14 protein-coding genes are annotated in these 13,854 nt (G+C 35.5%); 4 read left to right on the top strand and 10 right to left on the bottom strand.

Annotated elements, in window-relative coordinates; translation table 11 throughout:
* Nucleotides 1-930: 930 nt before the first annotated feature.
* The 4 genes from AC6HZ4_RS08815 to AC6HZ4_RS08800 form a co-directional block, all read right to left on the bottom strand.
* On the bottom strand, nucleotides 931-1,581 hold the full coding sequence (locus AC6HZ4_RS08815) for a hypothetical protein (protein ID WP_497494600.1): 651 nt from the start codon (nucleotides 1,579-1,581) through the stop codon (nucleotides 931-933).
* A gap of 41 nt (nucleotides 1,582-1,622) precedes the next feature.
* Nucleotides 1,623-1,817: a helix-turn-helix domain-containing protein gene (locus AC6HZ4_RS08810; protein ID WP_497494599.1), complete on the bottom strand. Its 195-nt coding sequence runs from the start codon at nucleotides 1,815-1,817 to the stop codon at nucleotides 1,623-1,625.
* A complete protein-coding gene (locus AC6HZ4_RS08805; RefSeq protein WP_497494598.1) occupies nucleotides 1,814-2,596 on the bottom strand; it encodes a rolling circle replication-associated protein in 783 nt (260 codons plus the stop codon). The genes AC6HZ4_RS08810 and AC6HZ4_RS08805 overlap by 4 nt, the downstream gene beginning before the upstream one ends.
* 702 nt (nucleotides 2,597-3,298) lie before the next feature.
* Nucleotides 3,299-4,114: a GIY-YIG nuclease family protein gene (locus AC6HZ4_RS08800; protein WP_497494597.1), complete on the bottom strand. Its 816-nt coding sequence runs from the start codon at nucleotides 4,112-4,114 to the stop codon at nucleotides 3,299-3,301.
* 697 nt (nucleotides 4,115-4,811) lie between these two features.
* Between AC6HZ4_RS08800 and AC6HZ4_RS08795 the strand changes: the two genes are divergently transcribed.
* Entirely contained in the window at nucleotides 4,812-5,072 is a 261-nt protein-coding gene (locus AC6HZ4_RS08795) for a hypothetical protein (RefSeq protein ID WP_497494596.1), read from the top strand.
* A 100-nt stretch (nucleotides 5,073-5,172) separates the two neighbouring features.
* On the opposite strand, the gene AC6HZ4_RS08790 is transcribed toward AC6HZ4_RS08795, so the two are convergent.
* Nucleotides 5,173-5,346: a hypothetical protein gene (locus AC6HZ4_RS08790; protein ID WP_497494595.1), complete on the bottom strand. Its 174-nt coding sequence runs from the start codon at nucleotides 5,344-5,346 to the stop codon at nucleotides 5,173-5,175.
* 151 nt (nucleotides 5,347-5,497) lie between these two features.
* Between AC6HZ4_RS08790 and AC6HZ4_RS08785 the strand changes: the two genes are divergently transcribed.
* Complete coding sequence (locus AC6HZ4_RS08785; RefSeq protein ID WP_497494594.1) at nucleotides 5,498-5,653, top strand: hypothetical protein; 156 nt, start codon at nucleotides 5,498-5,500, stop codon at nucleotides 5,651-5,653.
* A 410-nt stretch (nucleotides 5,654-6,063) separates the two neighbouring features.
* Here AC6HZ4_RS08785 and AC6HZ4_RS08780 read toward each other — a convergent pair whose 3' ends face one another.
* From AC6HZ4_RS08780 to AC6HZ4_RS08770, 3 genes are all read right to left on the bottom strand, one after another.
* The gene (locus tag AC6HZ4_RS08780) at nucleotides 6,064-6,735 is read right to left on the bottom strand and encodes a uracil-DNA glycosylase family protein (RefSeq protein ID WP_497494593.1); all 672 of its coding nucleotides are present in this window, start codon (nucleotides 6,733-6,735) and stop codon (nucleotides 6,064-6,066) included.
* Nucleotides 6,736-6,836: 101 nt separating this feature from the next.
* Nucleotides 6,837-7,358, bottom strand: a complete 522-nt coding sequence (locus tag AC6HZ4_RS08775) for a hypothetical protein (RefSeq protein ID WP_497494592.1) — start codon at nucleotides 7,356-7,358, stop codon at nucleotides 6,837-6,839.
* Nucleotides 7,342-8,421 (bottom strand): PD-(D/E)XK nuclease family protein, encoded by a 1,080-nt coding sequence (locus AC6HZ4_RS08770; RefSeq protein ID WP_497495652.1) that lies wholly within the window; start codon nucleotides 8,419-8,421, stop codon nucleotides 7,342-7,344. The genes AC6HZ4_RS08775 and AC6HZ4_RS08770 overlap by 17 nt, the downstream gene beginning before the upstream one ends.
* A 327-nt stretch (nucleotides 8,422-8,748) precedes the next feature.
* On the opposite strand from AC6HZ4_RS08770, the gene AC6HZ4_RS08765 reads away from it, so the two are divergent.
* Together AC6HZ4_RS08765 and AC6HZ4_RS08760 are read left to right on the top strand one after the other, a co-directional pair.
* The gene (locus AC6HZ4_RS08765) at nucleotides 8,749-9,693 is read left to right on the top strand and encodes a hypothetical protein (protein ID WP_497494591.1); all 945 of its coding nucleotides are present in this window, start codon (nucleotides 8,749-8,751) and stop codon (nucleotides 9,691-9,693) included.
* A 17-nt stretch (nucleotides 9,694-9,710) separates the two neighbouring features.
* Complete coding sequence (locus AC6HZ4_RS08760) at nucleotides 9,711-10,067, top strand: hypothetical protein (RefSeq protein WP_497494590.1); 357 nt, start codon at nucleotides 9,711-9,713, stop codon at nucleotides 10,065-10,067.
* Nucleotides 10,068-10,598: 531 nt separating this feature from the next.
* On the opposite strand, the gene AC6HZ4_RS08755 is transcribed toward AC6HZ4_RS08760, so the two are convergent.
* Together AC6HZ4_RS08755 and AC6HZ4_RS08750 are read right to left on the bottom strand one after the other, a co-directional pair.
* Complete coding sequence (locus AC6HZ4_RS08755) at nucleotides 10,599-12,509, bottom strand: radical SAM protein (RefSeq protein WP_497494589.1); 1,911 nt, start codon at nucleotides 12,507-12,509, stop codon at nucleotides 10,599-10,601.
* Nucleotides 12,510-12,521: 12 nt separating this feature from the next.
* Complete coding sequence (locus AC6HZ4_RS08750) at nucleotides 12,522-13,841, bottom strand: radical SAM protein (protein WP_497494588.1); 1,320 nt, start codon at nucleotides 13,839-13,841, stop codon at nucleotides 12,522-12,524.
* Between the last annotated feature and the right edge of the window lie 13 nt (nucleotides 13,842-13,854).

Raw genomic sequence — 13,854 nt, 5'->3', positions numbered from 1 at the left:
GTTTTAATCTGTAGATTTTTATTAAAAACAGTCACAGAATACTTTGAGCTCCAAAAGATTCGATTTATCAGGTGGTCAGACAGAATAAAATTCTGTATTGCAAAATGAGAAACACATCGCATTCCGTATAGTAGCTATTGATTAGTGACTACATTAACAAAAAACCTAATTTTAAGTGTTGGGGAACTTTGCATCTTAAAAATGCAAACTTGGGGAAATCTTGCAAAGTTTTTCGTGAACAGCTATCTAGCAGCGCGGTAAAGGGGATTAGCACATAAAACAAACATGATTAGCTTAAGATCTCAGAAGCTAACTTAAATTCTTGATTTTACATCCTTATTCAGCAATATACTCATGAAAGGTGCTTGTATTCTCATTCTTCCTCTTACCACAATTGCCTAGTATCTTTAAGAATGGTGCTCTTATTCTGAAGGGCAGACTTTGGGCATCTGTTGGCACTCTATAGTGCATTTCACCTCTTATTGATTGGCAATCGTAAGTGTCACATAATTGAGTGCTTTTCACTTTCTTGTGAGCACTCGTTCTTTTGGCGGAGGTTTTTTCTTTCTCTGATTTCTCTCATATATGGTATCAGTATTCTTTGTGTGACATTCTGTAATGCCTTCAAATGAAATGCCCTACACTATTATTATATACCCTTTTTTTCGCCGTTTTTCTACACCACTTTTTAATGTTCACAAAATGTTCATAATCAGCGCTTATCTTATACAAAATATGGGGGATATGACTTCTCTGATTAGCAAGCCCTTACGTTAATAAAGCAAACAGTGCAGGGAATATGCTCTATCGTCTCCTGCACAAAATCTGCTTTCTTTCATATCAAATATCTTGTCTTGCACAATTTCAGTGTTATGATTCATTAATATTTTATCTTCAGACCATACTGTTCCATGTCGAATACTTCTGGTGTTATGACAGTAGAAACTCTGTATATTTCATTGATCCACCGCTCTTATCATAGAAATCTTCTGTATCCACAACCTCATAATTGTATAGTCGGAGCTCTTTAATACGTGCTTCTGCAGCCCGATTAAGCAAAACTGTTGGCTTTTCCAGATTCCTTGGCAACATACATAATTCTCTATAGGATGTATTTTGAATCTTGTTCATCAACCGTTTAAAATGGAGGGCCATATCCTCTCCGAAGATTATATCCTCAACCCAACAATCTTTTGCTAATGTTTCTAGTTCTTCCTCGCTAAAACCTGTATTCCATGAATCAATAATAAGATGAACAATTGATTTCTTATCCTCTGAACGACCAGGCTCTATAACAACCAAATGCTTCTTGATATATGAGTTTCTTCGTTTCATCTTATCCAAGATATTTGTTACTTCCATTTTTATAGATTTTAAATCATGAGAATTAGCCTTAAATGTGATATATCTTGCATCTATATCAGTATTAGAAAAATTAGTCATGATTAAGTTCTCAACAGTTACACCACCGAACATATCTGCTCTTTCTTCATGCTCACAAACTCCTTTTGTTTTCTTGTGCTCTCCATCATAAATCGCTACCTTAGCTCCCGCGATGATTAATTTAGTATAAGTGCTCATTTAAATATCCCCCTGCATAAATTATCGTTTTATTATTATAATTAAATGTTTTTGTTATCTGCGCCTTCTAGCCATTGCTGGAATACAGCTTTTGAAATTTTAATCCGCTTGCCAACCTGAGTGACATGGAAGACTCCTGATTTCACTAATTTATAGGCCTGTCTTTTCCCGATCCCTAGGTACTCTTGAATATGGATTACATCAAGAACTTCTGGATAATGCTCTAGCTTTTTCATGATAGTAACACCTCATTCCTCCTGGATACATCAATATAGTAGAAGCACTTCTGTATTTTTCCATAGTAAGGTGATTCAAATGATTCTACTCTATATAAGTCTTCATCAGTCAACTTTAACTTTTGCTGCAGTTCTTCTACTTCGTCATTCCCAATAACGTCTTTAGGCTGAAGCAAATTGCGGCTGCTTAAATATTTACTCACACCCTCCAGCCTTGAATCATAAATACCTTTTGTGATATAGCCAGAAATTCTTTGATTCTCTAGAGGTGATGAATTTGTATGGAGGCTGATATGAGTGTCACCCTTTCCCCATATGGCCCTTAAATTTTTGTTGCATATATACGGCATATCAGTTACAAGGTGAAAGTGTACGGATCCATTGCGGTTTTCATCCTGAAATTCAATTACCCCTAGGTATTTAAAAGACATCCCCTTGAACGTCTTCTTTAAATAGCGATTCATACGCTTCCGAAACTTTTCAAATTCACCTTTGCACGCAGGCACTGATGTTATGTCTAGCCCACATCCGTCTCTGAATGTCAGTGTGACGAATTTATAAGTACCTTCGAAGTTAGTTGCAATCAGCCTTTCAAGTTTTTGCGCAGCTCTTCTGGCTGAATCACGATGGTTCTTTTCTGGATCCTGAGCTTGTATGGAAAATGACTTAACATTTCTTTTAGGAATGGTAATCCCATTCATACGGATAAGTGGTCGCTCATAATGGATGATTTCTATTAAATTCCCACTCTGAATGGCTTTCTTGTTGTATTGAATCATGATGAATCCTCCTGTTTATAAATTAGGTAGTGTCTTCTAGAATGTGCTATTGCGGTCAAGATTGTCGCTAATACCTCAAGTTAAATATTTATAAGCATTTTATTTCCTGCTATTCCCTTCAGCCTCCTTTAGGTGTTTCTTGTGTACATCCTTATTGTAGTAAGCTAGCACCAAACATGCACCTTGTGTCAGGCTGCAGCAAATGCTATCTCCATATTCCTAAGCTGATTTCGCTAATGGTTCCTACATCATTCTTAGAAATGCTCAAATTATCTCTTGTTTTCTCAAATGACCTAAAAACGTGTAGTTTGAAGTGAGTTTTGGCGCGGCATTTCTTATATCGGGAATTTTTATAAAAAATTTCTGGAGAATACCTACTCTATATGGAAAGATGAAGTATTAATGTTTTGAGCCCCACCCTCTTATAAAAGACATTTCACATATCAAACAACTTCAAACTTGAGTTAAGCTTCTAATCCAAAAAACAAAAAAACACAGAAACAGTATTCTGTGCTTTAAAAGGTATTAGGGACTATTATGTTGTACGTAACCGAATTCATATGTTCATCTATCAAACTTGTTACTTGGTTATAAAATAATAATATAACTTTATAATAAAATCATATTGTTATACTTATTCAAGGTACCATTACACTTTTCTGGTCCATCACAATAGTACCACCCAGAAATAACGATTGTATTTTAGAGACTCCATCCCTTTTTTAATATGTATTTCACTGCTTGATAGCGTATACGATCCACCTCACGTTGACTTAGGTTTTGTGCTTTCAGGTTAGGTAACTCACGCCAATCCCCATCTTCAGGTATTAAAATAACTGATAAGGGATAAGGTAAATACAACCTCTGGATTCTTTGTATATCATTTGAGGAAAGGTCGTGCCACTCTCCGTCTACGCGTTTATACTTAAAGTATTCAAGTATCCACCTATCTGCTTGTCTCCCATAGTCCGTATAAAAAATCTGTAAGACTTGAATTGGCGTTGAACATATTTTTCGCACCTCGCTAATTCGCTTTTTTGCTTCCGTTGTTTTGCCCAGTTTGATAAAACCTGTTGTTTGACATTGAGCAATGTATAAATAAGCTCCATTCTTTTTGAATTTTCCTGCTAATCTCATTTCGTGCAAATCCTTTGTATACCATGGTTGATGTCGGAATTCCTCCTCCTTCACCTCATATAAAAAATCTTCCATTAAACAACGAACATCATCAATAAATGGCTGTACTGCTTGTAGATCTTTTTCAATCCAATCAAGCTGTTCTCTAACAAATAGTGTATATCTTGTTTCCCAACACCAAGCATCAATAGGAAATTCATAAGTGACTATAATAAGATTCCCTAGAAAAGGAAAGTGTATTATGTAATTAACACAATTATGAATTCGATCCGATCGATAAATATTTGCTTGTTGTATCACTGTGTCTTGCATATTGCGTAGGGTAATCTTTTTGCTGTAAATCGGTGTTTCAGTACGGAAATACTCATCGAATGTGTACATGGTTCTCCTCCCTATTTTTGCGCATTTGTTCTATTTTTAAGTTGCGTATTTTCTTTGCTACCTTTCATTTAAGTAGTTACACATAATTTTGAATAGCGGCATTTACTTACTTCAAGTAGTTGTTAAATATATTTTTGTTGTTTTTATTTTGTGACTTCTTTCTTATCAACGATGATTGAAATTTCGGGAGCGTGTCATACATAACTTGTTTCTTAATAACTAACAAAATAACTAACAAAGCCCAGATGGTTTGCTTGTGCCTAGAGTAACCGCAGCTCTTTTAATCTCATGGCTATAAGTTCCCCCTAACTTATTTTTAATTGTTATATGGTAATTTTAACATATGAAACCCTGATCAGTAAATGAAATTTTATGTTATCGTCTATTTATCATGTGCATTCTACCTATTTAGAAAGCTATTTATTACCAGAAGTTACTCAAAAGGGGTTCACTTCCTATCTCCATGCTAATTGCTCAGGTTATAGATAGTTCTAGATTGTAAAATATATGATAAGAACCCCTTCAAAGCTTCTAATATTTAATCAAAATAGGGATAATGCAGTAGTAAAAACAAGAACTAAATATATCTTATTTTGACAAGTATTACCTAGTTTTTATAAGCTAATAGTAGTTCGTAATTTGCAAACGTATGTTTACATATCATAACATCGCTTTAAACTAACAGGAGGGTGATACTATGAGGAGAAAAATTATGCGTAATGCAGCAGTACGAAGAAGCGCTCAGGCTATTCGTAGAAACAGAAGTAGAATTGGATTAGATACTTTTAGGATCAGTGAAGCAGAAATGCACAAAATCAACGAAGCACTTACAGACGCTTATGCTGATATTTTAGATGATTTTATTAATAGTCAAGAGAATATGCCTTATGAAGATGAAGATGGCACTATTCGCTTAGACAGGGATAATCCAAGACACCGTAGATGGCTAGAGGATTAAGAGGATACAGATTTATGATTTTATGGCGTGTACTTTCCGTATAAAGGTAGGCCGGATGGTAAATACTGTTCCGGTCTTATGTATTATCATTAAGGAGGTTCTATCTCCCTTCATTTTTTAAAGATTCTAAATGTACAAACACTTCCTCCTTGGTCTTAAAGACTTTATATTCACCTTTTACAAGGTCTTCTTGACTTGCCTTCATTCTATCCTGCCATTCTTTTGTCCAGAAGTATTCTTGTGATTTAGGAATTTCAACTCCATTACGCTTCAAAAAACTCCCTCCTTTCCTGTTCACATGAATATTATAACATCATTAACCATCATTTTACATACACTCGCATTTTCTTAAAACTATAACAAGCTTATACAACATTACTGTTATTAGAAAACATCTATATACTTTTAGGATTAGTGAAGCAGAAATGCAAAAGTTAAATGAACTCACCACATCACAATTTGATTTAGATTTTTTATTTGATGAAGAGCAAATGAAAGAAGATCTAGCATGTCAAGTTGAACATGGCCATTTCCATTTAGACATGAATAATCCAAGACATCGTGCATGGGTGGAGGGTTAAGTAAATGAAGATTGATAAAATTTAAGAGGTGTAGTACTTTCCTTATAAAAGTAAACCAGGTGGTAAATACTGTCCCGTTATTTATTGCCGTTAATAATGAGTAGGGCTATAGCAATGGCTTGTAAAGTTACTATCTCAAGGACTGCAATTCATTCCTGAAAAATAGTAAAAATAGATGGAGGGGTTAAGAATATCCGGATACCCTAGCAGAATAGAGTCTTTTTTATCTACAGCTGATTACAATTTTCTTAAAAATCCTCATCTTTGCTATACTGGCATTATTTACTTTGAATTGGCGCGGCGCTCCTTATACAGGCAGGATTTCAAAAAAATTCTGTAGGGTACCCACTCTATACAGAAAAAGCAGTTAATGACGTTTTGAGCCCCACCCCCACTCCTTCCTACCCTACCTAAATTTCATTTAAATGCTTATAAATTGTTTGGAGATATTCTTCCTTCCCCGCCTGAAGATTTGTCTTTATAGAACAATGGTAAGGATGATTCAAACGAGGTCCTATAGAAGCTTTGAATCGTTTATCTTTTTGCATTTGCACAAGCGTTTTCTGTACTTCTTTGCTAACTGGAATAATAGCCTTCGGCTGAACAATATCCATTTCCTTTATGAAGGTATCGGTAAACTTATGCTGCAGATTTCCTGGAAGTTCATGATAGTTTACATTTTTCCCCTTAGATTGGAATCCGAACCATGATACATTTGTTAAATATACATGGTCAAAAAAGGTTTTTGCTCCAATCTCTTCAATAATCGAATAGATGAACTGTGCACTCTGTTCCCAATCATCATCGTATGCCCCTTCAATTAGCTTTGAGATACTACGGTAATCTATAAACGGGACTCCAGTTTTCCCTGCACCTTTTTTACCTGGATTGATTCCACATAACACAATTTTGGTATTAGGCTTTGAATCGTACCATTTCCGATAGAACTGCCTTACAAGCTCAATATTGTCTTCAAACCCACTAAGAATCTGAATTTCAGACCTCTCTAGCTGCTGCATAGCCTTTGGGTCATTTTTAATTTGCTTTAAGAATGCTAAATGAAGGTCTACGATTTTCTCCACGTTCATCATCCCCCTGCTCATAAGAGCTATTTCAATCATCTCTATGCATTCATTAACCTGTGGAAACAATATTAATACCATAGCTGTCTGTGCTAAACTCTCTATTCCCTTTCACCTTTAGCTATCACTTCTTTTAAATAAATAACTACACTGTCTACATCTAGAAGTTTCTTTACCAAGTGGATAAAGGTTTGTTGTGGTTCCCGAAGCTTATCCTTGCCCTTCTTTACTTCCACGAAGAAATACTTGTTCTGACCATATACAAATAGGTCTATATTCTCAATGCGCTGTCCCTTTTCGTATAAGCCTCTAGCATGCTGCCCGAATCTCAATAAGTTCTCAGATCCAACAAGGTCCGCTATGACAGCATTGTTTTGTTTAAACTTTGATATTTTAGAAATAATGTTATAATCACGCATTACCTCATAGCCCATTTGCCTGTAATAGCTTTCTACATACCACTCACCAAATCCGTATCCGTTCTCTATCCCGGGTCCCTTATGTTCAAGTAAGTGAGCAGGCACAATACTGATATCTCTGTTACGCCAACGGTTCAGCAATGAAGAATCGTATTCCAAAACAAGCTCTTGCAGCTCTAGTTTCGCTTTATCCTTTTGAATCATCTGAACGCCATCCTAAATTAGGGTTGTTAGTCTTAATTGCATGAAGCTCGTGTAATTTCCCAACGAAATACTGCTGTATTGCTGCAATGTGATCTTCTACCCCTAAGATAGACAGCAATTCCTGCTCATAAGCAATGTATGACCACTCTTTGTCATCATCTAGATGATATGCATTCCATTCTGCATGATTAGCTACAAATTCTCTCATGACTTGAATAGCCCTATCTCTTTCAGGGTTATTGGGCTTAACTGAGAAAATAATATCTAAAGACGGGTACTCTAGAGTTTCATTAAATGTAAGACCACAGCCCACCCACATCTGCCAATTATTCTGTTGGGAAATAATAAAGTACCGATTATGATCTCTTAACTGTACATGCCGATTGGTCCATCCGAATGGCTTTCCGAATAAATTCCTCAAGGCTTCTTCAACAATTCCATCTAGGCATTCATCCATCATACGCTGCAACCGATTCATTTGCTGCAATGCATACATATCCTGCGGTAAAAATTTTCGGCTTTCATTCAATTGAATCTCCTCCATAAATTCGATTAGCTTCTTGATATATGTATCGTCTTGAAATGCTATAAGCCATTGATAAATTTGATACCAGCGCAAGGGAATGAATTGCGTAGCTGAACTCTTATCAATAATTTCACATACATCCTTGCGATCCTCATACTGTGTAGTATAGATGAGATAAGTTTTCGAGCCTTTATGTTCATATGTATGTAAATGATCGGCATATCTTTTTAATTGCTCAAATCCCTCTCCCGCATTAAGCTTATTCTCAAACATTATATAGTAGTGCTGCTTCCCATCCTTAAAATTCACAACAATATCCGGTCTGCTGTCAGTACTATGTCCTGGTAGCCTCGTGTAGACTCTCTGAGTGTAGACAGAAACTGCATAGAGATTTGTCACTTTCACATTAAGGAGCTGCTGACAGAAGCTAGCTAGGATACTTCGCTGATTAAGAATTTCTGAAAAAACCTCTGTCAAAAAATCCTCTAGGCAGCCTCGTTCTTCTTGCTTAAACAGCTTGTACAGCCTCATGAACATCGAACTCAATAAAATCACTCACTTTACTTTACTAAGGTTAATTATCCTTCACAATCAAAACTGCTTTATTTAAATGTCCAATGCGAATACATACTTCGTCATATTGTGTATAGAACCCTTTCTACTTCTCCGGTTTAAAAGACAGGGCTCTCTTCTTAATATAAAAGCTCTGTTTAAAGAGTGTTGTTGATTTTCTTCTTCAGCGGTGCAGGTTAGTTAAAGAAGTGTAAAATTTTTCGACAAATTTTAACAGGAAAGGTATAATTAAACTCAAATAATAAATACAGAAGGTAATTGGTGGAAAGTTGATTAGGGCGGAGGAGAATAATGGCAATAAACAAAAAAAAAGGAAATCTGCTTGTTGCAGACTACTCAGAAGATATAGTAGGTTTTGCGTTAGATTCATTTCTTGCGTTAACAAGTTTTCCAAAATACAGAGTGACCATTGAGCCGTTTTCTAGAGGGAAGGAACGTTGGCTTGGAGCTGATGCAAGAATTGTAAATGAGATAACTGGATTTAAGCCATTTTATATGCAATTTAAGAGACCGTCTGCATATCCAGACTCCAGTCCTTCAAAGATTATAAAGGAACGGAAATTGCTATCTCTTGGAGTTAGTCCAATATCTTTGTTTTTTGGTCTAAGAGAGAAAAGTATTAACCATAGTGACTATCAGCATAACATTCTTTATAGATGGCGAGAGCGATTAAAAAAATATGCAAACAGTGATGCGGCTTATGTCTGTCCATTATTTTTAGATCGTTCAGCATATAGATTTTATCTTCACTTATCTGGAGTAAGAAGATGGTGGGGATTTGGGAGATCCCCGTGGGACAGCAGAAATGTTTTTATTGAAGAACTTGGTGGAGGAAGCCCACGCCCATTCGCTGATGTTCCTTTTTTAGCAGAGCATGTAAGTATCCCACCACATGCTTTAGTAACAACGGCCAAACACAGCTATAGTTTTACAGAACAAGGAACGGAATTATGTTTTCACTCCCCTTTATCGATCTCGGAGGGATCTTTCCGATTGGGAGAATGGATTGATTCATTATCTAGAGATTTATTGTCTGAGGATTCTTTAATTACTGTTCAGCAAGCTAGTAACAAATTGAAAGAGCTTGTAATTGGTGATCAGCATGACGAGGCAATTCCATTTCCAGATGCTCTATTTGAAGTGGAAGAAGGTCTAGCAGCATGGTCGGAATGGGGGAAGTATCTTAGAGAAAACTACTCCATTCAACAATATGCTTTCTTTATTTGGAAGAATTGAAACGGAGGTGTAGTGTTATGGCTGAAACTAACATACAATATCAAATAATAGACGGCAACGTAATCATAGAATACAACAAGCTTTGTGGATTTGCTGAAAACTGTCAGGAAAAGGAGATTGGACAGGACTTTGAACAAAGAAGTCATTTGCTTAACGATTCGGAAGTTGCATATGATGCAATCAAGTGGTTTATCAAACAATCTAAAGAACAACTCGCTAGAGGTAAGAAGGTTATCTTTACGAAACCAAACGGAGACACGTTAAAAGAGTTTGATGATATACAGAACTTTAGAGATTGGGCAAATAAATTTTTTAGTATTCCTAAGTATAGATTTATTAAATCAAAAGTGGTTGATGTAGAGTTTGAAGATTAAGTTGGTATTTACTTGCATACGAACTTGGAGTGAAAGGATAAACAAAAAGTGGGTTCCCTCGTTCAATTTTTTACCCATTTCGTTAACTTGTTATCTATTGTATTGTTCTGCATGACCTCACCAAAATAAATTGTTTTTTACTACAGCAGTCTTTTTTTCAACAACGTGATCAGGTCACTTCTATCAAGAAGTGACCCGATGCTCAAATTAACTTGATGGCTGTGTGGAAGGGATGTCCTAAATACTACTAAATTTGTCTTGGACCTAAGTCAATAAGTTGGATACAAAAATATGAGGCTATACTGATTTTCTAGCCTGATCCTCGAAACCTTCTGGAGTGATAGTTAGAAGAATGCTTCCACATATATAAATTCATCCTAATTCTTTGAAATACCTAGCCCTATTGTCCTCTGTATACTCAACGTGGCAGGGGTTCCTATGTCATATTTTTAAATTAGATTTATATGAATAAAGTATTCCAACCCTTTTTACCCTGTAATTCAGTCTTATATGAGAGGAGCAAAGTCAATATTATAGTTGATTTATAAACATTGTAGTAGAGATTGGTTTAACAGATGAATAATTAACAAAACTTTCTCTAAACTGTCTAGAGACTCTATCATCTCCATAGATATCAACAGATTCACCATTAACCTTACTGTTAATCCTTTGCATAAAACTCTCAAGACGTAAGTAATCTTCAATTTTCAACTCTTGCCCTTCATGCCTATCTGCATGCTCCTTTTTCAACAGATTGAAAAAAGGAAGATTTTTCCCGTTCAAGTGTTGCAGATCGAACTTATTTTCCTCAATATACTGTTTATACTGGTCAAAAACCATTGTTGATGGAACTGGTGTAAAAAGCATAGGAATAACCGAACCTACTTTTTGCGAAGCATACAGCACCGTATCATAAATTTCCTCAATGTCCTCACCTGGTAAACCAAACATAACAAAAGCATTAATATTTTGTTTACGAGGATTATAACCTACCTCAATCAGAGAATTTAATAACGTCTCAAAACGAGCTAAATTACTATTCCAAGAACGATTCCAACGAGCATTTGTTTCTTTCTTTATGGTCTCGAGTGGTAAGTAAAAACGGTCAAACCCACATAATTTCATTAAATAAATAACTTCTGGTACCGTAGCTACATATAAGCCAAGCTTGCTCTCAGATTTATTTATATATATTACCTCATGGCGATTTCCAGTTTTTTTAATTTTTTGAAGAATAACCGTATCTTGGCCACCTACTCTTAAAGTAACTGTATCAGCATCTTCAGCTATCACCTCTATATTACCATGGGTAAGATCTTCCTCCATAATAAGGGATAGCTCAGTCTCACCAGTTTCAGGGTTTTTGTTTCCATCTAATGAAAAAGTAGCAATAATTTGTTTATTGGAGTCTAATTTTAAAAGAAAACGTTTTTTATCACTCAATGCAACTCCAATCTCTACTCCTTCAGGAGCATATAGTTTAATTCCTTTCAAGGATTGGTCATCCAGGACTTTTCTTAAAATTGTTTTAAATTCGTTCATTTTCATTAAAAGGTTGTCTTCGTAAAAACAGAATACTCTTGTTCCATTACGAAACTTTTCTTTAATTTCGGCAATCACGTCATCCAATGTTCGATTACGAACCTTTGTACCACCATTCAAGACATTTGAAGCACAGTATGCACAAATATGCGGGCAGCCTCGTGATGTTGTTAAAATTGTATAAGGTGGACGTTCGTTGTCCTCATATAGGTCTAGCATTAAATCCAAATCTGACGCACCAGGCACTTCTCCTGTTACAACATAATGGGTATTGAGATACTCATTATTATTCAACATTGTATCAAATACCTTGCCTGTGATTTTCTCGATTGGTCGAGAAAATGTTTGTTGGAATTTCTCTACTAAGTGATCTGGCGCTAGTGTTGGGTAAATTCCTCCAATACGAATTTTCGCATTAGGGAAAACATCAAAAGCTTCTTTAACAACATCAATTGTACTCTCCCACCAATAAGTCATAATAGATGTGATCCAGATTTCAACTTGGCCATATCCCTTAAAGCGAATATCCTTCTCGATAACCCTTAAGCGATCATTTAACATATAATGAGATAGACCGAAATGAAATTTCCATTTTTCATCAGGGTTAAGTTTGTAGTTATATGGCAACTCTTCTATCAGGGTTTCAATATTTGTACCTAATTTAATAACTGATCTTTTTTCTTTTCGTACAATGTCATATCCTTCATAATCAATTGGTTTCCCATCAACCTTACTTCCTTCACCATATGGATTTAGACAATCTATTAGTTTTATATCATAATTGTTTTTCTGTAGCCAGGATGCGATTTTTAAAAGACCATGCGGCATACTCCAACGAGCCCAATATTGTGTATCAAAAATAAACGGATTTATTAAAATGGCAAATTTCTTTTTCTCCACGATTTCCCTCCTCTACAACAATTTTTTTCGAAGACTGTTCTTAAGTGCTTCAGTCGAATAATTATCATCAAAGAAGTTAAATCCTTTACCAGCTCTTTTCTCATTTAAAAATGCTGCATGTTGATAAAAACTCCTGTACTCTTTACGTGTTATATTGCTAATTTCAGCTAACGGAAACAAATGGGGTGATAAATATTCTAGCCCTGCCTTACGCTTAACCTCTTCATACTCGCTAGACCATAAATTGGGAGTAAATGGTTTTGGAATAAAGGTTCCGAATAATTCCAATAAATTAAAGGCATGTCGAAACATTGTTTCTAAATTATCCTGACTAGTTCCTATCATTATAAAACCAGCCAGGTTTCCAGATGATATTACACGAGGCCCATTCAGGATCTCTATATAGGCACGTTGATAAAGGTCTAGAACCAGTTCACCATTGTTATCTGTTTGATGCTCAATAAATAATGACCTATAACCACCCTCTAACATCTTTGTGAAAATTCCATTCTTTGCATTTTCTAAATGAATACCACACAATCCATAGAATTTTGGTCGCATATTCTTTTTTTCAACTTGTCCCAAAAATCCCTCTAGAATATCGTCCTTAAATATGTCCTGCTCAAAAATAACAAATTCATTAACCCCATTTTCATTTAAGGTAATAACTTGTTCAATTAGGTTATTTACAGTGTCTCCATTAGTATATTTCAGACCACCAAAGTGTAATGTATACCCTTGATTCAGGAATTTCGTTATATCCTGATAGTAAATTTTAAAATCAGGAGTATAGTTGCTTAAGTCGAGAAAGTCACAAAATCCATAGTCAGCCATGGTTTTTTCAGCATGGGCAGGTTCGCAAACTGGATAAGCACCTGTCACGGTGATAATGGTCCTTGGAAGAATTGTTTTAATTAATGGAATTAGACGTATAATACTCTCATACCAATAACTTGTCAGAGAACTTATGACAATATGGTCTGGCTCCCATGTCTGTTTTAACTCGGATAACAGCGGACTTATCTCCTGATACATACGTCCGAAATGCCTTAACGTATATGTTTCTTGAAAATCCCCTACTCCAATCTTACGTTTCAATGACAAATTTCTAGTAGATACACTATTATTTTCATTTGGAAGCATAAAGTCTAAAAGCTCGACTTCACAGTTTAATCGTTTTTTTAAAAAACCTGATAAAGCCAGTAACTCAGACGGTTGATTCCATTTAGACCATGCATAGCGTATTTCCTGAACAGGCGGATTTATTAACAAAACTTTACTTCCTGATTTTAAAATTGTTTCACACCAAACCTGTGATTTAATAAGTTCCATCGGACTATCACCT

It is taken from the genome of Ectobacillus sp. OTK, assembly GCF_059698935.1.
Note: the sequence above shows the minus strand (reverse complement) of the source record. Positions and strands in the feature narration are given on the sequence as shown.

Excerpts from the sequence above, each read along its gene's own strand:
- AC6HZ4_RS08815 (WP_497494600.1), bottom strand. The coding sequence starts at position 1,581 with ATGAGCACTTATACTAAATTAATCATCGCGGGAGCTAAGGTAGCGATT.
- AC6HZ4_RS08810 (WP_497494599.1), bottom strand. The coding sequence starts at position 1,817 with ATGAAAAAGCTAGAGCATTATCCAGAAGTTCTTGATGTAATCCATATT.
- AC6HZ4_RS08805 (WP_497494598.1), bottom strand. The coding sequence starts at position 2,596 with ATGATTCAATACAACAAGAAAGCCATTCAGAGTGGGAATTTAATAGAA.
- AC6HZ4_RS08800 (WP_497494597.1), bottom strand. The coding sequence starts at position 4,114 with ATGTACACATTCGATGAGTATTTCCGTACTGAAACACCGATTTACAGC.
- AC6HZ4_RS08795 (WP_497494596.1), top strand. The coding sequence starts at position 4,812 with ATGAGGAGAAAAATTATGCGTAATGCAGCAGTACGAAGAAGCGCTCAG.
- AC6HZ4_RS08785 (WP_497494594.1), top strand. The coding sequence starts at position 5,498 with ATGCAAAAGTTAAATGAACTCACCACATCACAATTTGATTTAGATTTT.
- AC6HZ4_RS08775 (WP_497494592.1), bottom strand. The coding sequence starts at position 7,358 with ATGATTCAAAAGGATAAAGCGAAACTAGAGCTGCAAGAGCTTGTTTTG.
- AC6HZ4_RS08770 (WP_497495652.1), bottom strand. The coding sequence starts at position 8,421 with ATGTTCATGAGGCTGTACAAGCTGTTTAAGCAAGAAGAACGAGGCTGC.
- AC6HZ4_RS08765 (WP_497494591.1), top strand. The coding sequence starts at position 8,749 with ATGGCAATAAACAAAAAAAAAGGAAATCTGCTTGTTGCAGACTACTCA.
- AC6HZ4_RS08760 (WP_497494590.1), top strand. The coding sequence starts at position 9,711 with ATGGCTGAAACTAACATACAATATCAAATAATAGACGGCAACGTAATC.
- AC6HZ4_RS08750 (WP_497494588.1), bottom strand. The coding sequence starts at position 13,841 with ATGGAACTTATTAAATCACAGGTTTGGTGTGAAACAATTTTAAAATCA.